We start from the raw sequence: 22,493 nt of genomic DNA on the forward strand, positions 1-22,493 counted from the left end.
CCACCCAACCGCTCACCGATTTCACCTCGAGGAAATCATCCAGCCCCCAGACGCCGCCTTCGCGCCCTGAACCGGACTGTTTGTAGCCACCAAACGGCGCACCGGCACCACGCGATGTGCCGTTGATTTCCACCATGCCGGAGCGCAACACACGCGCGGCGCGGTTGGCTTTGTCGTGGTCGGCGGTCTGGACGTAGTTGGTCAGGCCATAGAGGGTGTCGTTGGCCATTTCCAACGCCTGTTCTTCGGTGTCAAACGGGATGATCGACAGCACAGGGCCAAAGATTTCCTGTTGGGCAATTGCCATGTCATTGGACACATCGGCGAACACCGTGGGGCGGACATAGTAGCCGCGGTTCAGGCCATCGGGACGGCCAAGGCCACCGGCGACAAGGCGCGCGCCCTCGTCAATTCCAACCTGAATCATGTCCTGGATTTTGTTGTATTGCAGTTCGGACACCACGGGGCCGATGTGACGGCCCTCGACGTCGGCGGGGCCGACTTGGGTCGCGTTTGCGACCTCGGCGGCGGTTTTGACGGCGGCGTCGTAAATCGAGCGTTCGACCATCATCCGCGTCGGGGCGTTGCAGGACTGGCCAGAATTTTGCATGCAGTGCAACACGCCGCGCTTTACCGCTTTTTCATCGGCGTCGGCATAGATAATGTTGGCGCCTTTGCCTCCCAGTTCCAGCGACACGCGTTTAACGGTGTCGGCGGCGGCTTTGGTGATGAGCGTGCCCGCGCGAGTGGAGCCGGTGAAGGACACCATATCGACATCGGGGTGGACCGAGAGCTGGGTACCGACCCCGACGCCATCGCCGTTCACCATGTTATAGACACCCGCAGGGAAACCGACGGCATCGACGATTTCGGTGAACACGATGGACGATAGCGGCGCGATTTCTGAGGGTTTCAGCACCATGGTGCAGCCAGCCGCCATCGCGGGGATGCATTTCAGGGTGACCTGATTCATGGGCCAGTTCCACGGGGTGATCATGGCGCAGACGCCGATCGGTTCCATCAGGATGCGGTCATCGGGGGCATCGGGCCGCAGCATGCGGTCGAATTTGAAATCCTTATAGACCTCGATGAAATTGGCGATGTGCCATGCGCCCGCACCGACCTGCGAGGTTTTGGCAAGGTCAATCGGCGCGCCCATTTCGAGCGACATCGCCTCGGCCAGATCACGCGCGCGTTTGTTATATTCTGCCAGTAGTTTTTCCAGCAGCGCCAGCTTTTCGGCCTGCGGCACGGCGGCCCATGCGGGGAAGGCGGATTTGGCGGCGGCAACGGCGGCGTCTGTGTCGGCTTGGGAACCCAGCGAGATGGTGGCGCAGATTTCCTCATTTGACGGGTTGATCACGTCGAAATCATTGGGGGTAGATGGGGCGACCCATTGGCCGTTGATGTAAAAGTTGCGGGTGTTGGTCATGCGAGCCTCCTGATGTGTTTCGCGCGCAGCCTGTCACCGCTGCCGAGTCGGGGCAAGGGGGAGTGGTAAATCTATTGTATCGGGACAATAATTCCGTAGGCTGGTATAACCGGATGATCAAACGCCTGAAGGCGTTGGCAGGACGCGATTGAAACGGTGGAGCGGGTGTTGAAAACGGTTTGATATAACCGTGCGGCAACATGTCCGGCGGTTTGGGGTAGACGATTTACAGCTGTAACTTATATTCATTCTAAGTTGCGAAAGCAGCGAAGCGAGATTTTATAACATCAAGAGGAACAGGACTATGGGTTTAAGGATCAATGACATTGCCCCCGATTTCACAGCGGAATCATCCGAGGGCACGATTAATTTTCACGACTGGGTTGGTGATAACTATGCGATCCTGTTTTCGCACCCCAAGGATTTCACGCCGGTTTGTACCACTGAATTCGGGGCGGTAACGCAGTTGGCCGAGGAATTCGCCGCACGCGGGGCCAAGCCGATTGGCGTGTCGGTCGATAGCGTGGAGGAGCACATCAAATGGAAAGCCGATGTTGAGGGGTTTTCCGGTGCGCCGATGACATTCCCCATTCTGGATGACACCAGCCTGAATATTGCCAAACTATACGACATGCTGCCCGCCGAGGCGTATTTGGCTGATGGTCGCACCGCCGCAGAAACCGCCGCAGTGCGCACCACGTTTATCATCGGGCCGGACAAGAAAATTCGCGCGATGATTATCTACCCGATGACAGTGGGGCGGAATTTTGATGAAATCCTGCGGGCACTGGACGCGATCCAGTTGACTGATAGGGCCCCTGTGGCGACGCCTGCGAACTGGCAGGTGGGTGGCGATGTGATCGTTGTGACGTCGCTGGATGATGACGAGGCGCGGGCGCAGTTTGGCGAGATCGATATCAAGCTGCCATATCTGCGGATGGCGAAATCGCCGAAGTAATTTTGGCTGGCATCAAGATGAAACAGGCCCCTATGCAGGAAGCATCGGGGCCTGTTTCATCTTGAAAACGCGGATTCAAGAATGTTCCGGTCCCGCGTTTGCCTTTGGATAGAGCACTACACGGGTTCCGATAGGCACCCTGTTATAGAGATCAATGACATGCGGGTTCACCAGTCTTGCACAGCCGTTTGAAACCGCTGTGCCGATTGTGCGTGGTGCATTGGTGCCATGGATCCGCAAATAGCTGTCGCCTTTTTCAGTATACAGATACAAAGCCCGCGCGCCCAAAGGGTTATTGACCCCACCTGGCATCCCTTTTTCATACCGGCCGCCTTCTTCGAAGTTTTTGAAGGAAACGGGTTGGCGTTTCATCATGTCCGGGGTGGGTTTCCAGCTGGGCCATTCCCGTTTGGCCCCGACAACATAGGTTCCGCTATGATAGAGATTAGCGCGACCGACACCGACAGTATAACGGATGGCCATTTTCTTTGGCAACGTCAGGTATAACAAAAATCGGTTGGGGTCTACATGGATTTCCCCGACGGGGAGATCGCCGCCTATCCTGACTTCGCGTGGTAGGAATTCCTCGGGAAGGGTGTAATCACTTTTGGCGGTATGGGCGTATGCACCGGAAAGCCCAAGCCCCCCCATGGCAAATCCCGTTGAAATAAAATGGCGCCTGTTCAGCATAATAGGGGTTCTCCAGCAAGAATGCAGTAAAATTTGGCGCGTGGAAGTTGGTTCACGAACCAGTGATAAATTATAGCTGCATTAAGGTGATATCCATAATAACAATTTCGTAATCAATAAGGCCCCGATGTTTCCATCGGGGCCTTTTGCTGTTCAGGGTTTGATGACACCCGGAAGGCTAAGGTCGCCCGAAGCGACGTCAAACACATCCGTGACGCAAAGCAAGGGCGCATGCAGATCGGTGTTGACCTTTAGTGCGGCGGTGACACCATCGTAAGACGTTCCAGCAAGATTGGCCGCATTTGCAAAGGGCACGACCACCGATATTTCGGTTTCTGACAGGATCGGCGTGTAGCCGGGGCTGTCCAGAAAGATTGGCAAACCGGGCCATGTCAGGGGCATATCGGGGGTTTCGCCTTCAGGAATGTCACGCACCGCCAACGCACCCGCCCCGCAGGCCTCGGTCGGGGTTAATACGACCCAATGGCTATGCCATAGCGCGCCATCGTTCGCCGTATCACTGTCACTGTTTTCGTCATATAGCGGCGTGTCGTCAAAGTCGGGGTGACTGGTGGCGGTGAGGGCAAGGATGCCTGTGCCTGCTTCAAAGCCCACGGTGGATGGGTCTAGCGAGGTGGGCCAGACATAGGCAAGCACAGGTGCGCCTGCCAGTTCACCAACCACGGTGGGGGTGGTTGTGCCCGTTTGGCCCGCGGTGGACATATGGAAGGTCGCAATGCGCCCCTCCTGATGAATGTGGGCCGCGAGGATGTCGAATGTTGCGGTTTTTGTGCTGTCGGCGGCGGATTTAACCGCGTCCGGCATATCGGCGGCATTTGTGCCGCCGGCAATTGCTGTGGTGGGGGCGACAAGAGCGAAGCCGAGGAGTATGTGAGCGAGTTTCATTTTAGTGTCCTTTCGGGTTAATGATATCGACTCGCTACCATATGAAAATATTGCTTGCAACAAAAATAGCGACTCGCTATTAAATAAACATGCAAAAAGAAACTGAAGTTTATGATCTGATTGACCGGCTAACGCGGGTTCACGCGGCGTTATTGCGCAATGACGAATTGAATCCGGCTCAGATGGCGGCGCTGGGGTATCTTGCCCGCGCCAATCGGTTTTCCAGATCGCCGTCGCAAGTTGCCGATTATCTTTCAACAACCCGTGGAACGGTGTCACAGACGCTAAAAGCGCTGACCAAGAAAGGGTATGTTTTGGAAAAACCCGCCGAGGTGGACAGGCGCGCGCGGGTGTTTTCGTTGACGGAAAAGGGTGTGCAGGTTCTGGAGGCACGCACTGATTTTCTGGATGTATTGAAGGCGATGGGGGATAATGAAAAGGACGGGTTGCAGCGGGGGGTAAAAGACCTGTTGTCACGGTTGTTGGAGATGCGGCAGGGGCGCAGTTTCGGGCTGTGCAGGACGTGCAAACATCACGGGATGAAAGACGGTGCAATGTGGTGCGGGTTGCTTAAGCTGCCTTTGCAGGCGGGTGAGGAAACCCAGATTTGCCACGAGCATATCGCAGCGTAACAAGGTGCTGACAATAAAAAGGCCCCGACGTTTCCATCGGGGCCTTTTTTAGTTCCGTGAAGTAAAGATTACTCTTTTTCTTCCGCGATCTCTTTGCCGCTGTCCTGATCGACCATTTTCATCGCCAGACGAACTTTGCCGCGATCATCAAATCCGAGCAGTTTGACCCAGACTTCTTGACCTTCTTTCAACACATCCGACGGATGGTTCAGGCGGCGGTTTTCGATTTGCGAGACGTGGACCAACCCGTCGCGTTTGCCAAAGAAGTTCACGAAAGCGCCGAAATCGACGATTTTCACGACTTTACCGCGATAAATCACGCCTTCTTCCGGCTCGGCCACGATGGCGTTGATCATCTCGTAGGCTTTGGCTATCTGGTCAGCGTTGGCCGAAGCGATCTTGATGATGCCGTCGTCATCGATATTGACCTTGGCACCGGATACTTCAACGATCTCGCGGATCACTTTACCGCCCGAGCCAATCACTTCGCGGATTTTATCCGTCGGGATTTGCATGGTTTCAATGCGTGGTGCGTGGGCAGAGAATTCACCGGCTTCTGTCAGTGCGTTGGCCATTTCATCAAGGATGTGCAGACGTGCATCTTTGGCTTGGGCCAAGGCTTTGTCCATGATTTCCGGTGTGATACCGCCAATCTTGATGTCCATTTGCAAGGAGGTGATCCCGGCAGCAGTACCGGCCACTTTGAAGTCCATATCGCCAAGGTGGTCTTCGTCACCCAGAATGTCGGTCAGGATGGCGTATTTGCCGCTGTCCTCAAGGATCAGACCCATGGCAACACCGGCAACCGGTGCTTTCAGTGGCACACCAGCGTCCATCATCGACAAGGAACCGCCACAGACGGACGCCATTGAGGATGAACCGTTGGATTCAGTAATTTCCGACACAACGCGCACGGTGTAGGGGAAATCAGTCGCGGCAGGCAGAACAGCCTGAAGCGCACGCCAGGCCAGTTTACCGTGGCCGATTTCACGACGTCCGGTGAAACCAAAGCGGCCAACTTCGCCAACCGAGTAGGGCGGGAAGTTATAGTGCAGCATGAACGGTGAGCGATACATGCCTTGCAGCGCGTCGATCATTTGCTCGTCATCGCCAGTGCCCAGCGTGGATACAACCAGTGCTTGGGTCTCGCCGCGTGTAAACAGGGCAGAACCGTGGGTGCGTGGCAAAAGGCCGGTTTCCGAAACGATCGGGCGAACCGTCGTGGTGTCACGACCATCAATGCGTTTGCCGGTTTTAACAACGTCACCGCGCAGGATGCTCGCCTCAAGACCCTTCATCGCGGAGCCAAGGTTGGCGTCTGCCAACTGGTCCTCGGTCAGCGCTTCCTTGATCAGATCACGGGCAGCGGCAACAGCGGTTGTGCGTTCTTGCTTATCAGTGATTTTGAAGGCTTTGCGCATGGCTTTGTCGCCAGCTTTTTTCACGGCCTTGGACAGGTCGGAATAATCAGGCGCTTGGTAATCAAACGGCTCTTTGGCGCAATCCTCGGCAAAGTCGATGATCAGGTCGACGACTGGCTGGATTTGCTCATGGGCAAATTTAACCGCGCCCAGCATTTCAGCCTCGGACAATTCGTATGCCTCGGATTCAACCATCATCACAGCATCTTTGGTACCGGCAACAACAAGGTCCAGACGTTGTTCTGGTTTGTTGCGCAGATCGTGCATGTCGTCGATTTCAGGGTTCAGCGTGTATTCCCCGTCCTCAAAACCAACGCGACAGGCGGCGATTGGGCCCATAAATGGCGCGCCGGAAATTGTCAGGGCAGCCGAGGCACCAATCATCGCGACCATGTCTGGGTCATTGACCAGATCGTGCGACAGCACGGTGCAGATCACGAGAACTTCGTTTTTGAAGCCGGGTACAAACAGCGGGCGGATTGGACGGTCAATCAAACGCGATGTCAGCGTTTCTTTTTCAGTTGGACGCGCTTCGCGTTTGAAAAAGCCACCCGGGATTTTACCGGCGGCGTAATATTTTTCACCGTAGTGAACGGTCAGCGGAAAGAAATCCTGACCCGGTTTTTGCGTCTTTGCAAACGTCACAGCACACAGAACGCTGGTTTCGCCCAAGGTGGCGATGACGCAGCCGTCTGCCTGGCGGGCAATCTTGCCGGTTTCGAGTGTCAGCGTTTCTTCGCCCCACTCCATCGATTTTCTTGTTTCTTTGAACATATCTTTAGACATATCTTTTCCTAATTTGGCCGCTTGGGGCGTATCCCCAGCTGGGCCGTTTACATACGGACCGTACGTCCGTGGCCTGTTTCAATTTGCATAAGCATCTTCGTTAGGCCCGACGAATTGCAGCATCGTAAAATGCAAGAAGCGCCCCGCAGGGCGCAACTTGGTGTTGGTTTAGCGGCGAAGGCCAAGGCGTTTGATCAGATCCTGATAACGCGCTTCGTCTTTGCTGCGGGCATAATCGAGCAATTTGCGGCGTGTTGCCACCAGACGCAAAAGACCACGGCGGGAATGGTTATCCTTTTTGTGGGTTTTGAAATGCTCGGTCAATGTCGCGATCCGCGATGACAGAACGGCAACCTGAACTTCGGGTGAACCAGTGTCACCTTCCGTGGTTGCGAATTCGGTCATGAGGCGGGTCTTTTCTTCTTTGGTAATCGACATCGGGGTCTCCTTTGTAGGATTAAAGTGAATGGCGCAGGCCGGGATGTCGTCCAGCAAGGCCCTTGGAGGGTTTGTCCATCTGAATCAGACGGATGCGCGCGTATAGGGTGATTTTGGGTGAAAGGAAAGCGGTTTTACTGGCCGGTTCCGTTTTGGGTGATCATATCTACGATCTCTTTGGCCCATTCGCCAATGATCGGGATAAAATCGATATTTGAAAGCAGCGAGACCAACAAATAGACAAGTATAGTCGCGCCAATCACCGAGCCAAGGCCAAAGGCAAGGCCGCGGATGAACTGGAATGTGATCAGCCGCCACATCGAATTGTGAATGCGCACAAAGCGATGCGTGTTGAGCAGATGCAGTTCAGTCTGAAGCGCTTGCAGGTCGGCCTGCAAGTCGGCGGTGTTTTGATTTTCGACCTCTGTCATATGCTTACTGTTTCACCTTTCAGGATAATGGCTGCTAAGGCACCATACTGTCGATTGGATTGAAGGCAAGGTGCTGCACTTGTGCTGCTATCTATTGGGTTTTGGACCTAACTGTTTAAGACTTGAATTAATATAAGAATCGCGCTGGGCGAGAATGTAAAAGGTGGGGAATACAATGGTTGGTTTAATGAGCATTTTGGTGATGTTGCTGATTGGTGCAGGGATTGGCGGCGGCGGCGATGATGATGCTGTCAGTCAGGATCTGGGCACGGATGGCGACGACGTGATGAATGGCACCAATGGTGATGACGATATGCTGGGCCTTGGCGGCAACGACCTGATGGAAGGCGCGGGCGGTAATGACATCATGGAGGGCGGCGACGGCAATGACACCGTGCGCGGCGGGGCTGGTGATGATGCGGTTTATGGGGGTGCTGGCAACGACAGCCTAGCTGGCAACGCAGGTAGCGATCTGGTTTCCGGCAATGACGGTGACGATCGGATTTATGGCGGCGATGGCAATGACGGGCTGTTTGGCGGCAATGGTTCGGACCGGCTGTTTGGCCAAGAAGGCAATGATACATTGGTTGGCGGCGCTGGAGCTGATGGATTATATGGCGGGCTGGGCAATGACGTGCTGGACGGCGGTGATGGTGTGGACGGGCTGTTTGGACAGGCAGGCAATGATACATTGGTTGGCGGGAATGGCGCTGATGTATTATATGGTGGGCTGGGCCATGACGTGCTGGACGGCGGTGATGGAGATGATGTTCTGAATGGCGATGACGGTGATGATACTCTGTATGGCGGGTTCGGGGCTGATGTGCTGAATGGTGGTGATGGTAATGATATTCTGGATGGCACAATGGACGCTACAGTGCCCTTTGGCCCTGTTGATCAAGATGTCGGTGATGTGCTGGATGGCGGTACGGGTGACGACCTTCTTTTTCTTGGCAACGATGATGTGGCAACCGGTGGCGAAGGGGCGGATACATTTTATACCGGCGCATATATTGTCGACGGGCAGGAGTCCGAAATTACCGATTTTGACCGGAACGAGGATAAGCTGGTTCTGTTTTTTGATCCGGCGGTCACTCCGGTACCAAACGTGCAGGTTGTCGATTTTGCCGATGGCACGGGGGCCGATATTTTTCTGAATGGCGTCAAGGTGGCCAGTGTTATCGGTGCTGACGGATTGGCGGTTGGCCAGATCGAGCTGCAGCCCATGGCGCTGGGTGCTTAGGCCCGAAACTGGGGCTGCACGCATGACATGCTTTTGCGGCCCCTCATTCCCCTCATACTGTTGTAGCTTTGGGGCGATGTTGCCCTACTAACCTTCCCACAGTTCCGGCTGCACCGCGTAGGCGATATAGAGCGGGTGTTTGGGATGGCCTGCTTTGGACAGGCCCAGATGGAACAGCGGCAGGTTGGTGGCCCGCATCAGGGTTTCGACCTGTGGGCCACGCGCGCGGTGTTCGCCGTGGGTGCCCCACGCGCAGATAATCTGGTCGGCCCAGTCACACCCCTCGGAAATTGCGGCGTCATTGGCGGGGCCAATTGGGGCGGTCGCGCGGCGCATTTTTCGTGGATCGGTATCGCGCCATGCGAAAATATTGGCGACGCGGAACGCCCCGAACCCCAGCGTGCGGGCACGGCGCTCGCAACGCTCCACCGTTGGGTCATTTTGCACTTCGGTGGCGGTTGAGGGGTTGAGCATGACGAAGAACGCTTTTCGGCCCTCAGGTTCCCACACGCGGGTCAGGGAATAGCGGTATTTCTCGCAATCCGAATAGACGGCGGTGGAATGGGCGTCGCCTTTTTGATGGGTGCGGGTGATCATTCTCCGTATGGAACCCAGATGTTTTTGACCTCGGTGGCATGCATCAGGAATTCGCGGCCCTCGCCCGCTGTGCCGAACCAGTCGCGGGTCCGTGCGTTATTCACCCATGTGCGTTTCAGGTTGCTGGCCGAGGCACCCTCGATGCTGGCCGACAGGTCGGTCGAGGAAAACGACCAGACCGCGTCCACATCCATATGACCCGCCAGCGTTTTGCCAAGATCGGCGTGGGGGCCGGTCAGGATGTTGACGACCCCTGCTGGCACGTCGGAGGTTTCCAGCACTTGATAGAAATCCGTCGCCGCCAAGGGGGCGGGTTGGCTGGCGGCCAAAACGCAAGTGTTGCCCATCGCAATGGCGGGGGCCATCACCGAAATCAGGCCCAGCAGCGGGGCCTCGTCAGGGCAGAGTGCGCCGATCACACCGACCGGTTCTTTCGTCGCCAAGGCAATGCCGCGAATGGGCACGCCGTGGACTTGGCCGTCGTATTTGTCGGCCCATGCCCCGTAGGTGAACAGGCGGCAAATCGAGGCGTCTACCTCCTTGCGGCCACCCGAGGTGCCGCTAAGGTCATTCAAACGATGCGCGAATTCATCGGCACGGGCCGACAGGTTTTCGGCGATATAATACAGGATTTGCGCGCGCAGATGGCCGGTTGTTTTACCCCATGATTTGGCGCTATGCGCGGCCTCGACCGCGTTACGCACGTCTTTGGCAGCTCCATTGCCGACGTGACCCAACAGCTCGCCTTTGGGGGACCAGATCGCGGTGGAATAGCCGCTGTCGGGGCGGGTTTGTTTGCCGCCGACATACATTTTGGCGGTGCGGTCCAGTCCGGTGATTTTGGCCTCTTTCGGGGCCGCAACAGCGGCCACGGGGGCCAGCGATTTGGCGTTGGTCTTTGGCTTGGTGTAGGCCGATAGCCCTTCCCAGCCGCCTTCGCGCCCAAAGCCGCTTTCGCGCACGCCGCCAAATCCGGCGGCTGCGTCAAACAGGTTGGTGGCGTTGACCCAGACGATGCCCGCGACCAGCTTTGGCGCGATATCCAGCGCCAGATTGACGTTCTCGCTCCAGACGGATGCGGCCAACCCGTAGCGGGTGTTGTTGGCCAATTGCACGGCCTCGGCCGGGGTGCGAAAGGTGGTCGAGACCAGCACGGGGCCAAAGATTTCCTCTTGCATCAACATGGCCGAGGATTGCAGGCCGGTGATCAGGGTCGGCGGGTAGTAACAGCCCTGATTGGGCAGGGTGCATTTGGCGTGGTAAACCTCGCCTTCATCGCCGCCTTTGGCGACCATATCGGTGATCATCGCGTGCTGCACAGGGTCCACCAGCGCGCCGATGTCGATGCATTTATCCAGCGGGTTGCCCATGCGCAGACCGTCCATGCGCAGGCGCAGTTTGGCGTAGAATTCGTCCGCGATGCCCTCTTGCACCAACAGGCGCGATCCGGCGCAGCAGACTTGGCCTTGGTTGAACCAGATGGCGTCAACTAGCCCTTCGATGGCGCTGTCGATGTCGGCGTCGTCAAATACGATGTAGGGGGATTTGCCGCCCAGTTCTAACGTTAGCGCCTTGCCTGATCCGGCGGTGGCCTCGCGGATGCGGCGGCCAACAGCGGTGGAGCCGGTGAAGGCGATTTTGGCGATATCGGGGTGGGTGACGATCATTTCACCCACGGCGCCGTCGCCGGTGACGATGTTGACCACGCCCTTTGGCAGACCTGCCTCGACGCAGATTTCGGCGAACAGCAGGGCCGTTAGCGAGGTGTATTCGGCGGGTTTTAGAACACACGCGTTGCCCATCGCAATGGCGGGGGCGATTTTCCACGATAGCATCAACAGCGGGAAGTTCCACGGGATGATCTGGCCGCAAACGCCCAGTGGTTCAGCGTCAGGCAGTTCGGACTCTTGCAATTGCGCCATACCAGCGTGGTAGTAGAAATGTCGTGCCACCAATGGAATGTCGATATCGCGGCTTTCGCGGATCGGTTTGCCGTTGTCCAGCGTTTCCAGCACCGCAAACAGGCGGCTGTGTTTTTGCATCAGGCGGGCGATGGCGTAGAGCACTTTGGCGCGTTCATGTCCCGATGTTTTGGCCCATTTTTTCTGGGCTTTGGTGGCTGCTGAAACGGCGGCGTTAATGTCATCGCTGTTGGCTTGGGTAACCATCGCCAATATGTCGCCTGTGGCGGGGTTTCTGGAGGCGAAACCGTCGTGGTGGGCGGTGAACTCGCCATTAATAAACTGGCCCATTTTGCCGCCATGTTTGACGATCCACGCCATCGCATGCGCGGTGCTTTCGGGGGCAGGCCCGTAGTCCATGCTATCGAATATATCTTTTACAGTCATGATGTTATCCAATCGCATGGCGGTAAGAGGCAGAGTAGTTGCCGGTGACATAATGTTCGAGTTGGCGTTCCAGATCGCCCAGCAGGGACGACGCACCAAAGCGGAACATATCGGGGGTGAGCCAACGGTTTCCAAGCTCGTCCTTGAGCAGGGCAAGGTAGGTCACGGCATCTTTGGCCTTTGATATCCCACCAGCCGGTTTATAGCCGACGCGGAACCCCGTCTTCATGTGGTAGTCGCGGATCGCCCGCATCATTACCAGCGACACGGGCAAGGTGGCGTTGACGCTCTCTTTGCCGGTCGAGGTTTTGATGAAATCAGCCCCCGCCATCATGCACACCAGCGAGGCGCGGGCGACGTTGCGCAAAGAGCCAAGCTCGCCGGTGGCAAGGATCGCTTTGACGTGGGCATCGCCGCAAGCGGCGCGGAATTCGCGCATTTCGTCATAGAGCGCTTGCCAGTTGCCGGTCAGGGCGTGGCGGCGTGAAATCACGATGTCGATCTCGGCTGCACCCGCTTTGACGCTCTCGCCGATTTCGGCGACTCGCAAGTGGAATGGTGACAGACCGGCGGGAAATCCGGTGGATACGGCAGCGACGGGAATGCTGGAGCCATCGAGTGCCTCAACCGCGGTTTCGACCATTTCGTGGTAAACGCAAATCGCGCCGGTGGTGATATTCGGCATGCCAAGCGCGTCCAGAATATCGGCACGCACCGGTTGGCGGGCCTTGGCACACAAACGGCGCACCCGCCCTGCGGTGTCATCGCCCGACAGGGTGGTCAGATCAATCATGGTGATCGCCTTGAGCATCCACGCGGCCTGAAATTCCTTTTTGACCGAACGCCGTCCGGGCAGGGTTTTGGCGCGGCGTTCAATGGCGGAGGTGTTGGCTTGTGCGCCCATCACCCAGTCCATATCCAGCGCCATGCCTGCATTGCGCGGCGCGTGCACTTGCGGCAGGCCAGCGGTTTTCACAGGGTCGGTGACGGGGTGTGTTTTGCTTTGCAACGTCTTGGCTCCCTTGGTCCAGAAACAAGGTCTCATATCAGGGGGGGGTATTGCAAGTTTTACCAAATGGTCAAGGGGGAAGCCGCCGACGGTCTACAAGGTTAGAAAGTAGTCATCGTGTTCGCGCCAATAGGTGGCCAGATCGCTGGCGTTGCTACCATAGCCGCCAATCGCCTCCATTGCGTATAGATCGGCGGTAACTAGGGCCGCCAAGCGGTAAGCCTGCGCCGATTGGGCGCGGGACGGGCTGCTGGCGCTGAAGTTACCCTCGACAGCGCTTGCGGCCCCGACCAGCGCAAAGCAGATTTCCAGAATGCTGGCATCTGGCCAGAGGTGGACCAGATCGCGGGTCACCGACCGCCAGCCATCATCGCCGTCGAACAATGTTTCGATGGCGTAGTGGGTTATTTGATCTAGATGTTCAAATGTCATGACCAAAGCAACGCTAGGCAGCGCCCCTTGTCAGGTCATGCAGCCATTGGGCCACCCGATCTGCATTGCGGGTGTTGTTGCCGGTTTTGTTTTGCCTCAGGTAATAGGTGGCGTTTAGGGTGTGCGGTTTTTGGAAAACCTCGGTCAGCGCGCCGGATTTCAGGTAGGTCTCAATAAACGGGCGTCGGCCCAAAAAGATGCCGTCACCCCGTAGGGCCGCGTCAATGGCGAACAGCGAGCTGTCGGCGGACAACCCGCGCGGCACCTGATTGGGGTCCAGATCGTAGGTCTGGAACCAATAGCGCCAGTCATCGTCATATCCCAGTATGTGGATCAGACTGAAATCCAGAATGTCACGCGCATGAACGCATGGATTTGCCTTTAGGTATCGGGGGGCAGCGACGGGCGTGATCACTGCGGTCAACAGCGGGGTAACGCCCGCGCCGTGGTCGGTTTTACCCGATACGAATATTTCAAGATCGGCGGATGCTGACGGGCTGACCTCGCCTTCCTGTTCCAGTGTTTTGATGTGCAGGTTGATATCAGGATGTTTGGCCCTGAAATCCTGAATGTTCGGCCCAAGCCATAGCGTGGCCACACTGGAGGTGCAGCGGATCGTCGCGACGGGGGCGGGGCGGGTGCCGAACAGTTGATCGGTCACGGTATCAAGCTGCCCCAGCGCTTGCTGCACCGCATCCAGATAGGTCTGACCTGTCGTGGTCAGCGATATGCGGCGGTGGGTCCGGTGGAACAGTGGTTCGCCCAGATAGGCCTCGAGTTGGCGAATTTGCTGGCTGACGGCGGCCTGGGTAATGTTCAATTCATCCGCAGCCAACGAGAAGCCCAGCTTGCGGCCAGCGGCCTCGAAGGTGCGTAAAGCGTTTAGGCGGGGGCGTCGCATATTTGCCGTCCTTGGATAAGTTTTACTTATGCTTTGTGGCAGTAATCATTGTTTGTGACAAGCAGAATTCCTGCTTAATCTTGGGCTTAAAACCGGATTTTTCCCAAGAGGTGCGCCATGAATTATTTTTCGTTTTTAACCCGGGACGAGATCGAATACGTCCACCAGTCATCTCTGGAAATTCTGGAAGAAACCGGCCTGTTGGTGCGCAATGAAAAGGCGCGCAAACGGTTTGCCGAACATGGTGCGATTGTTGATCATGAAACCGAAATGGTGCGTATCCCTGCCGATGTGGTGGAAAAATACCGCAAGATGGTGCCGCCGACCATCACCCTGCGCGGCCGTGACCCTGCCTATGATATCACCTTCCCGCGCAAACTACCGGTGATCGCCACCGCCAGTTCCGCCCCCGATATTGTCGATCCGGTCACTGGCATGTGTCGGCGGTCCACCAGTGAGGACATCGCCCGCATCGCCCATGTGGTGAACAATTGCGAGGGCTTTGACATGTTCTCGATCTCGACTTTGGCGGATGATGCACCAAAGGATCAGTTCAGCCTGACACGGTTTTATGCGGCGCTGAAAAACTGCACCAAACCTGTGCGCACCTCGGTTTATGATCTGCGCGAGGCCAAGCAGGTGATCAAACTGTGCGAGTTGATTGCGGGGTCCAAAGAAGCGTTTTGGGAGCGGCCATTCATCAACTTTGGCTATTGCGCGGCGGTGTCGCCGCTGACGCTGGATTTCGACAGCACCGACACCATGATGTATTTCGCCGAAAACGACATTACGGCCTATGGTACCATCGCACCGATGGGCGGGCTATCAACGCCGTTGTCGTTGCCCGGTATGTTGGTGATTATGAACGCTGAATGGCTGGCAGTGGCGACATTGGCGCAGATGTCCAAGGCGGGCACGGCACACATTTACAATTTCCTGCCGGTGTTCGCCGACATGCGCGACGGGGCCTATGCGCCGGGCGCGATTGAAATCGGCATGATGAATTCTGCCGTCTGCCAGATGGCGCGGTTTTATAACGTGCCTGCAGGCGGGTATCTGGGGCTGACCAATTCCAAGGTTTCGGATGCACAATCGGGGTTTGAAAAGGGTATGTCACCGTTGATGGGTGCACTATCGGGCGCTGATTTTATCGTCATGGGTGGCTTGCAGGACGCGCTGATGTCGTTCGATTTTGGCCAGTTGATGATCGACAACGAAATCGCCCGCATGGTCAAACGGGTGCGCAGGGGTTTTGGGTTTTCCAAGGAAGCTGCCAGCGTGCAAGAGATTAAGGATACCGGTGCGGCGGGCATGTTTGCCGACAATCCGGCCACGCTGGAACGGATGCACACTGCGACCTTTATGCCTGATCTGGCCGACCGGAACCTGCGCGAGAAGTGGGAGTTGGAGGGATCATCCACCATCCAGCAACGGGCGCTGAACCAAGCGCTGGAAATCCTGTCGACGCCCAATTCCGTGGCGTTTGACAAAACCATTGATGATCGGATCAGGGCCGAATTTAAAGGACTGGTTGCGGGGGACAGCCATGTGCAAGAGGGTTGGGAGCGCTTTGATGTGGGCGCGAAAGTTCCCGAGCGCGCGCGGCGTGTGAACCGCCGCAAGAAACGTGGATAGTGAGGATTTATCATGGCTAAAACCTTCCCGACCCAAGCGCAGATCGTGATCATTGGCGGCGGCGTTATCGGCACCTCGATTGCGTATCACCTGTGCAAGAACGGCGTGCGCGATGTGCTGTTGTTGGAGAAATCGCAACTGACCGAAGGGGCCACATGGCATGCTGCCGGTTTGGTCGGACAATTCCGCAGCCAGCAAAACCTTATGCAGTTGATGAGCGACAGCGTGGCATTGTTTGACGGGCTTGAGGCTGATACGGGGCAAAACCCGAGTTGGTGCAAGGTCGGCAGTATGCGCATTGCCGCCAGCAAGGACCGTTGGGACGAGTTGCTAAAATCGCATTCTGCCGCTCAAGCTGTGGGTTTCGAGATGCAAATGATGACCCCGAAAGAGGCGCTGGAGATTTATCCGTTGATGGCGGTGGATGATCTGGTTGGCGCTGCGTTTATTCCGGCAGACGGACATATTGACCCCAATTCCCTGACCCAAGCCTATGCTAAAGGCATCCGCAAATATGGCGGACGGATCATTGAAGGCGTGATGGTGAAGGCGTTGACCCGCAAGCGTAATCGCGTAACGCACGTGGTGACGGATCAGGGCGCGATTGCAGTTGATACTGTGGTCAACGCGGCTGGTCTGTGGGCGCGGCAAGTCGGCTGGATGGCGGGTGTGGAAATTCCGGCAGGCGTGGTCGAGCACCAGTATCTGGTGACTGAAAAAACCGATGACATCCCCAAAGACCTGCCTGCGTTCCGCGACCCTGACGGCGGTTATTACGCCAAACCGGAACCGGGGGCGCTGGCGATTGGCGGTTGGGAAAAGGTGACGCGCAAGGTCAATCCGGTTGAAGGGTTTCCGTGGCAAAACGAGCGCCATCTGTTTGACGGCGACATGGACCGTTTGACCGAGTTTCTGGAACCGGCGATGGCGCGTTTGCCTATCCTTGAGCGTCTTGGCATTCGCACCATTGTTAACGGCCCGATCCCGATTTCACCGGATGGCGAGCCGATCATGGGGCCGGTGCCGGGGTTGGATAACTTCTTTGCCGCTTGTGCGTTTACATCCGGCATCGCGGCGTCGGGCGGGGCGGGCAAGGCGGCGGCGAACTGGATCATGCATGGCGATGCGGGGCTGGATCTGTGGGCCTTTGACATCCGCCGCTTTGGGCCACTGCAGGCGGGGGCTGATTTCCTGCACGACCGCGCTGTGGAAAGTTACGCGAAATATTACGACATCCATTGGCCGGGTGAGGAACTGGACAGTGCGCGTGCGGTGCGGCGCAGTCCGCTGTATGAAACGTTGAAAAATCAGGGCGCGGTGTTTGGCAGCAAGTTTGGCTGGGAACGCGCCAACTGGTTTGCCACGGGTGATATTGCGCCAGTGGACCAATTCGGGTTTGACCGACCTGGGCAGGCTGAAACCACAGGGGTGGAGCACAAGGCGGTGCGGACCAGCGTGGCGCTGATCGACATGTCCTCATTCACCAAATTCGAGATCAGCGGCAAGGATGCCTGCGCCTTTTTGCAATATCTGGCGGTGGCCAATGTGGATCGGCCCGTGGGCGGCGCGACCTATACGCAATTGTGCAATGCCAGTGGCGGGATCGAGGCTGATGTCACCATCATCCGGCGCTCGCAAACCTGTTTCTGGCTGATCACCGGATCGGCGCTGGGCGTGCGTGACCGCGACTGGATCACGCGTAATCTGGCGGGGTTCAACAGCCGCACAGGCATGAGCCTGAAACCGATGGGCGAGCAATGGGTGGCGAGGCGTGCCGATGTGCAGCTGCGCGATATCACCTCGGGGTACGGGGTGATCAATCTGACAGGGCCACTGGCGCGCAAGGTGTTGGAAAAAGTCACCGATAGTGATGTCAGCCATGACGGTTTTGCCTTTATGACCGCCTGCGATATCCGCATCGGGTATGCGCCAGCACTGGCTTACCGCGTGACCTATGTTGGCGAGCTGGGGTGGGAGCTGTATATCCCGACTGAATACATGGCTTATGTTTTTGAAGTGCTGCAACAGGCGGGGCAGGAATTTGGCATCGCCAATGTCGGATACCGCGCGATTGACAGCCTGCGGTTGGAAAAACGCTATTTGGCGTGGGGTGTGGACATTACGCCGGATTATAACCCGATCGAGGCTGGGCTTGGCTTTGTCATCGACTGGGACAAGGGTGATTTTCTGGGGCGTGCGGCGCTGGCGAAAATCAAGGCCGAGGGCGCGCGCCGCAAGCTGACCTGTCTGGCGCTGGACCACCCCTTGCCGGTGTTTGGCGGCGAGGCGATCCTGCAAGGCGGCAAAGCTGTCGGCCAGACCACCAGCGGCAATTTTGGCTATACGGTGGGGCAGTCATTGGTGCTGGGATACTTGCCAGTCGATGTGATCGAGCGGGGCGAATTCGAGGTGAATGCCTTTGGCAGATGCAGCCCTGCGCAGTTGGTCAAATCGTCGGCCTATGATCCGGCGCGCAAAAAGATATTGTGCTAAGGTCGCGGCGGGTCAGATAGCTTCTGTTTGACTGATGGGTTGCTTGACGCCATCCCAATCGCTTACATCTATGGGTCGCGCAAATAGCGCGATGGCATATGGTGTTTCAATTCCAGTGTGACCCGTGTCACAAAAACCAAAGCTGGAATTGGCGTTGGAAAGCGGGATCACATGAGTAAAACCATCATCGTAACAGGGGCGACCAGCGGGTTAGGCCTTGCCATAATAACCGCGTTAAAAGAGGTGGGATACACACCGGTTCTGACAGGGCGAAACGCCGCCAAGGTTGCCGAACTTTCTGCCGATATGGGCGTGGCCGGGTATCAGCTGGATGTGTCGGATGCAGGGTTTATTGAAACGGTGACAGCGCAGATTTCAGCCGACCACGGCCCGATTGCGGGACTGATCAACAACGCCGGTATCTGGCTGGAAGGCGCGTTTGAAACCTACACGCCTGCCGCTATTCAGGCGGTGGTAGACACCAACACCACCGGCACCATCCTGATGACCCACGCCGTGTTGCCCGATATGATCGCGCAGGGGCGCGGCACGGTGATCAACGTGGTGTCGACCGGCGCGCTCTATACCCGTAAAATGATCAGTGTCTATTCTGCCAGCAAGTGGGCGATCCGCGGGTTTACTGGCTGTATGGAAGTCGAATGCGCCCCCAAAGGCGTGCGGGTGATGGGGTTTTACCCCGGCAAGATTTCATCAAACATGTATGAAACCGCAGGGGTCGGGCGCGATCTGGAGATGGCGATGACGCCGGAACAAGGGGCTAATATGGTGGTGACGATGCTGGCGGACGAGGGCATGGTCTGGGGGCATGTCAGCGGGCGTTCAATTGCGGATTATGTGTAGGGTGGGGCGCTCGTCGCTCTCTTGCGCAGCGCGTCTACGCTCTTGCGAAGTAAGCCGAAAGGTTTGATGGGCGTCCCCTCACCAAATCCAGAACACCATATCGTCGGGCGGCAAACAGACCTCGTTATTGCAGGCCTGCAGCGTCAACTGCGCCCGCACCGGCCCTGTGTCTACCACCCCCAACGGAGCCGTCAATACGAACGCTTTCTCATAGAGCGACAGCGGGGTTTCGCTGAAACCCAACGCCTTGATTTCGGCCTCGGGATACGCGGTTTCCTGAACGGGCGTATCCGAAACGGACAACTCCATGCCGATCAGATAATCTTCAAGCGGTTCATGCGCATTGATGTGCCAACCCTCACGCAAATCCACGTTTAACACCAGTTTTCCGCCCTCGGGCTCCAGCGTGGCAAACACCCGCACAGCCCCGCCGTTTGACACCCGCATCGCGCCCACAGGGCCGCCGCGCTGCACCTCCAAAGCGGTCAGGATTGAGGTGCGTTGATCCGGTGAATTGATCGCGTCAATCGCCAGCGCCGCTGCCAGCTTTGGCGCGGCCTCGCCTGTGCGTGCCAAGCGGCGATCCAACCCGACCAGCAATTCTAGCGCTTGTGCGTTCCCCGACGCAATCTCGTTGTCATCCAGTGGCCGGAAAGGCCCCAAACCAACCGTGCCTGCGTTCATCCGCATCGCTTGCCCCTCATCGGCAAACAGTCGCGCCATATCGTCTGCCAGCCGGTCGGCTATGCCAAGCCAATCGGTATCATCCCCGCCGATATAATCGTCCAGCGCCAATAGCGTCCGCCCGAATGCTGCGTAATCGACCAAATGCGCCTCGGTACCCGCTGTTCCCTGATACCAGATGCGTTTTAACCCGTCGTCAGGCCACATGTTCTGCAACATAAAATCAGCGGCCTGCACCGCAGCGGCACCATAATCCGGACGGTCCAGAACTTGCGAGGCTTCGGCCAAAGTCGAGATCATCTCGGCATTCCACGCCAATATGATTTTCTTGTCCTTGATCGGGGCCGCGCGACCATTGCGGGCCAGCCGCATCGTTTCCAGCGCGGTGTCAAACAGGTGCAGCCCCACGGGAAATTCGGATAAATGCAGTATGTTCGTTCCCTCGAACGGACCATCCTCAACCACGTTGAGTGTCTGGATCATCCACTCCGCATCATCCCCCAGTGCGGCCTCGATCTGTGCGGGGGTCCATGTGTAAAATGCCCCCTCGGACCGTTCGCCATCTTTCAGAGAATCCGCATCCTCGGCACTGAAAAACGCGCCATCGGGGCTGCGCATATCACGCAAAACATAGTCAAACGTGCGCGTGGCGGCGCGGGCGTATTCGGCGTTGCCAGTGGCGGAATAGGCGCGAAGTAAGACCCGCCCGATCAGCGCCTGATTATACAGCATTTTTTCGAAATGCGGGATATTCCATTCCGGATCAGTGGCATAGCGATGGAACCCGCCACCGACTTGATCATGAATGCCGCCTTTGATCATCCCGTCCAGTGTGAGCGTCACGGCCTCCAGTAATGTGGCGTCCCCTGTGCGCTCGGCCTGATCCAGCAGGAACAGCAACACGTTCTCGCGCGGGAACTTGGGGGCGGTGCCAAAGCCGCCGTTGAAGTCGTCCAAGTTGGCCAGAATGGCCGTGGCGGCGGCGTTGATGTCCTCGCTTGAAACCTCGCCCAGAACGGCAGTTTGATCCAGATAATCGCGCAGGTTCTGCGAGATGGTGAAAGCCTCGGTGCGCAGGGCTGCGTTATCGTCGCGCCAGACCTCGGTGATCGTGGTCATCACCTGCATAAACACATCCGGCGGGAAGTAGGTTCCGGCGTAAAACGGCTCGGCATCAGGGGTCATGAACACCGAGTTGGGCCAGCCGGAACTGCCGGTCAGGGACGAGGTGACGATGATGAATTGCTCGTCCAGATCGGGGCGGCGCTCGCGATCAATTTTGATGCTGACGAAGTGCTCGTTCATAAAGGCGGCGATGGCCTCGTCCTCGAAACTTTCGTCCTCCATCACGTGGCACCAGTGGCACGACGCATAGCCGACTGACACGAAGATCATCTTGTTCTCGGCACGGGCTTTTTGCAGCGCTTCCTCGCCCCACGGATACCAGTCGACGGGGTTGTCGGCGTGCTGTTGCAGATACAGCGAGGATTCATCGGCCAGCCGGTTTTCGGCGGGGGACTGGCTGGCGAGCAGGATCAGAATGAGGGAGAGGATGATGCGCATATTTGGCCCCGATCTGGAGTTTTGCACAGTATAGCGGGGGCGGGTGCGGATGTCAGGTGACGTTTGGGTGAGGTGGGTCAGAAGGGGCGAAAAACGGTATATGAAAACCATATGACTCGCATATGAATTCCATATGATGTTTTGATGGGGAGGTGGAGTGTTGAGATTCTATATTACAGTACCGCTCAGTTTTTCTTATTAAGCAACTTAAAGATTGGGTGTTGGTATTGCTCAGCGTCCCATAAGGCTTGTTTAAACGCATTCAATACACTTGGGATGTTGAAAAACTTCATGTACCTGTCGACTTCTTTTTTCTGCTCACCAAAATCATCTGCGAGGTAATTCGTGGTGGTTCCCTTGATAAATGCTTCCCATGGAACTAAGAGAAATGTTGCAAAACACTCGGCTTCAACCTCCTCAATCGTGTCGATCACTTGTTCGATTTGTTCGTCCGAACCGATCATGTCGCAAGCGTTTTTAGCCAACTCCTGAGGTGCAAATATGACTCTCTGGTCTGAAGTTAATTGCTCACCGTGGAGGAAGTGGTGGCCGATTTCATGGCAAATTACGTGGCGGAAAAAGTGCACACCATTCAAAGCATTCTGTAATCTTGTTTCTTCCATCAATATGGTGTGCCCATCAGCGTCACCAATAATACAGGCGAATGCACCGCTAAGATGGCTAGGTAATTGCTCAAATATTCTATAGTCAAACAATTCGTCATTTACCGACAACACTTGTAGTGCATGGCCGATATCCAATTTAGCCGTGTCTGGACAGATAGTTCGCCTCAGGCCTAGTGTTTGCATTGCGATCTCTGCAAATCTTTCGGGCGTGAGGCTCGGACGCGCATTCTTTTTGGTTTTAAGTCGCCGCTTTTGATTGGCCTTGGTCTTATTAGATGCGAAGCATAGGGTTTCAACCAGTTCGCCAGTTTCACGCTCTAGTATCTGCTGAATACGCGCAGCGGTTTTTGGTGATATTTTATGGCCAAACTGCTCAAACATTACCTGCAAAGGTGGATGAGTGTTTA

The 22,493-nt window shown here is 56.6% G+C and carries 19 protein-coding genes; 6 read left to right on the forward strand and 13 right to left on the reverse strand.

The annotated features are described in order from the left end of the window. On the reverse strand, nucleotides 1-1,432 hold a 1,432-nt coding region (locus ACWB12_RS01940; protein WP_479528372.1), incomplete at its 3' end, for an aldehyde dehydrogenase family protein. Between the two features lie 304 nt (nucleotides 1,433-1,736). Between ACWB12_RS01940 and ACWB12_RS01945 the strand changes: the two genes are divergently transcribed. Then, nucleotides 1,737-2,390, forward strand: coding sequence for a peroxiredoxin (locus ACWB12_RS01945; protein WP_479528373.1), 654 nt, complete (start codon nucleotides 1,737-1,739; stop codon nucleotides 2,388-2,390). 75 nt (nucleotides 2,391-2,465) lie between these two features. Here the strand turns inward: ACWB12_RS01945 and ACWB12_RS01950 are convergent, their stop codons facing one another. Together ACWB12_RS01950 and ACWB12_RS01955 are read right to left on the reverse strand one after the other, a co-directional pair. After that, a complete protein-coding gene (locus tag ACWB12_RS01950) occupies nucleotides 2,466-3,080 on the reverse strand; it encodes a L,D-transpeptidase (protein ID WP_479528374.1) in 615 nt (204 codons plus the stop codon). Between the two features lie 153 nt (nucleotides 3,081-3,233). Beyond that, complete coding sequence (locus ACWB12_RS01955) at nucleotides 3,234-3,986, reverse strand: hypothetical protein (RefSeq protein WP_479528375.1); 753 nt, start codon at nucleotides 3,984-3,986, stop codon at nucleotides 3,234-3,236. A gap of 89 nt (nucleotides 3,987-4,075) precedes the next feature. Here ACWB12_RS01955 and ACWB12_RS01960 point away from each other — a divergent pair, with 89 nt between their 5' ends. Further along, complete coding sequence (locus ACWB12_RS01960) at nucleotides 4,076-4,618, forward strand: MarR family winged helix-turn-helix transcriptional regulator (protein WP_479528376.1); 543 nt, start codon at nucleotides 4,076-4,078, stop codon at nucleotides 4,616-4,618. A 68-nt stretch (nucleotides 4,619-4,686) separates the two neighbouring features. Here ACWB12_RS01960 and pnp read toward each other — a convergent pair whose 3' ends face one another. The 3 genes from pnp to ACWB12_RS01975 form a co-directional block, all read right to left on the reverse strand. After that, nucleotides 4,687-6,813: a polyribonucleotide nucleotidyltransferase gene (gene pnp / locus ACWB12_RS01965; protein WP_479528390.1), complete on the reverse strand. Its 2,127-nt coding sequence runs from the start codon at nucleotides 6,811-6,813 to the stop codon at nucleotides 4,687-4,689. Between the two features lie 180 nt (nucleotides 6,814-6,993). Continuing rightward, a complete protein-coding gene (rpsO, locus tag ACWB12_RS01970; protein WP_479528377.1) occupies nucleotides 6,994-7,263 on the reverse strand; it encodes a 30S ribosomal protein S15 in 270 nt (89 codons plus the stop codon). A 134-nt stretch (nucleotides 7,264-7,397) separates the two neighbouring features. Continuing rightward, on the reverse strand, nucleotides 7,398-7,694 hold the full coding sequence (locus ACWB12_RS01975) for a DUF5665 domain-containing protein (RefSeq protein WP_479528378.1): 297 nt from the start codon (nucleotides 7,692-7,694) through the stop codon (nucleotides 7,398-7,400). A 175-nt stretch (nucleotides 7,695-7,869) separates the two neighbouring features. On the opposite strand from ACWB12_RS01975, the gene ACWB12_RS01980 reads away from it, so the two are divergent. Further along, nucleotides 7,870-8,937, forward strand: coding sequence for a calcium-binding protein (locus tag ACWB12_RS01980; RefSeq protein ID WP_479528379.1), 1,068 nt, complete (start codon nucleotides 7,870-7,872; stop codon nucleotides 8,935-8,937). 87 nt (nucleotides 8,938-9,024) lie between these two features. On the opposite strand, the gene ACWB12_RS01985 is transcribed toward ACWB12_RS01980, so the two are convergent. The 5 genes from ACWB12_RS01985 to ACWB12_RS02005 all read right to left on the reverse strand — a co-directional run bounded on the left by ACWB12_RS01985 (nucleotide 9,025) and on the right by ACWB12_RS02005 (nucleotide 14,224). Continuing rightward, the gene (locus ACWB12_RS01985; protein ID WP_479528380.1) at nucleotides 9,025-9,534 is read right to left on the reverse strand and encodes a DUF1643 domain-containing protein; all 510 of its coding nucleotides are present in this window, start codon (nucleotides 9,532-9,534) and stop codon (nucleotides 9,025-9,027) included. Continuing rightward, nucleotides 9,531-11,882 (reverse strand): aldehyde dehydrogenase family protein, encoded by a 2,352-nt coding sequence (locus tag ACWB12_RS01990; protein WP_479528381.1) that lies wholly within the window; start codon nucleotides 11,880-11,882, stop codon nucleotides 9,531-9,533. The genes ACWB12_RS01985 and ACWB12_RS01990 overlap by 4 nt, the downstream gene beginning before the upstream one ends. Before the next feature lie 4 nt (nucleotides 11,883-11,886). Then, nucleotides 11,887-12,891: a deoxyribose-phosphate aldolase gene (gene deoC / locus ACWB12_RS01995; RefSeq protein WP_479528382.1), complete on the reverse strand. Its 1,005-nt coding sequence runs from the start codon at nucleotides 12,889-12,891 to the stop codon at nucleotides 11,887-11,889. Between the two features lie 93 nt (nucleotides 12,892-12,984). Further along, nucleotides 12,985-13,323 (reverse strand): hypothetical protein, encoded by a 339-nt coding sequence (locus tag ACWB12_RS02000; RefSeq protein WP_479528383.1) that lies wholly within the window; start codon nucleotides 13,321-13,323, stop codon nucleotides 12,985-12,987. Between the two features lie 13 nt (nucleotides 13,324-13,336). After that, nucleotides 13,337-14,224, reverse strand: coding sequence for a LysR family transcriptional regulator (locus tag ACWB12_RS02005; protein ID WP_479528384.1), 888 nt, complete (start codon nucleotides 14,222-14,224; stop codon nucleotides 13,337-13,339). A 117-nt stretch (nucleotides 14,225-14,341) separates the two neighbouring features. Between ACWB12_RS02005 and ACWB12_RS02010 the strand changes: the two genes are divergently transcribed. The 3 genes from ACWB12_RS02010 (at nucleotide 14,342) to ACWB12_RS02020 (ending at nucleotide 19,213) form a co-directional block, all read left to right on the forward strand. Further along, nucleotides 14,342-15,859 (forward strand): trimethylamine methyltransferase family protein, encoded by a 1,518-nt coding sequence (locus tag ACWB12_RS02010; protein WP_479528385.1) that lies wholly within the window; start codon nucleotides 14,342-14,344, stop codon nucleotides 15,857-15,859. A 12-nt stretch (nucleotides 15,860-15,871) separates the two neighbouring features. Further along, nucleotides 15,872-18,352, forward strand: coding sequence for a GcvT family protein (locus ACWB12_RS02015; RefSeq protein WP_479528386.1), 2,481 nt, complete (start codon nucleotides 15,872-15,874; stop codon nucleotides 18,350-18,352). A 171-nt stretch (nucleotides 18,353-18,523) separates the two neighbouring features. After that, entirely contained in the window at nucleotides 18,524-19,213 is a 690-nt protein-coding gene (locus ACWB12_RS02020) for an SDR family NAD(P)-dependent oxidoreductase (protein ID WP_479528387.1), read from the forward strand. Nucleotides 19,214-19,291: 78 nt separating this feature from the next. Here ACWB12_RS02020 and ACWB12_RS02025 read toward each other — a convergent pair whose 3' ends face one another. Together ACWB12_RS02025 and ACWB12_RS02030 are read right to left on the reverse strand one after the other, a co-directional pair. After that, nucleotides 19,292-21,460, reverse strand: a complete 2,169-nt coding sequence (locus ACWB12_RS02025) for a DUF255 domain-containing protein (RefSeq protein ID WP_479528388.1) — start codon at nucleotides 21,458-21,460, stop codon at nucleotides 19,292-19,294. Between the two features lie 185 nt (nucleotides 21,461-21,645). Beyond that, nucleotides 21,646-22,493: ImmA/IrrE family metallo-endopeptidase (locus ACWB12_RS02030; RefSeq protein WP_479528389.1), on the reverse strand; the 848-nt coding region annotated here is incomplete at its 5' end.

The sequence above is a fragment of the Profundibacter sp. genome (assembly GCF_056498605.1).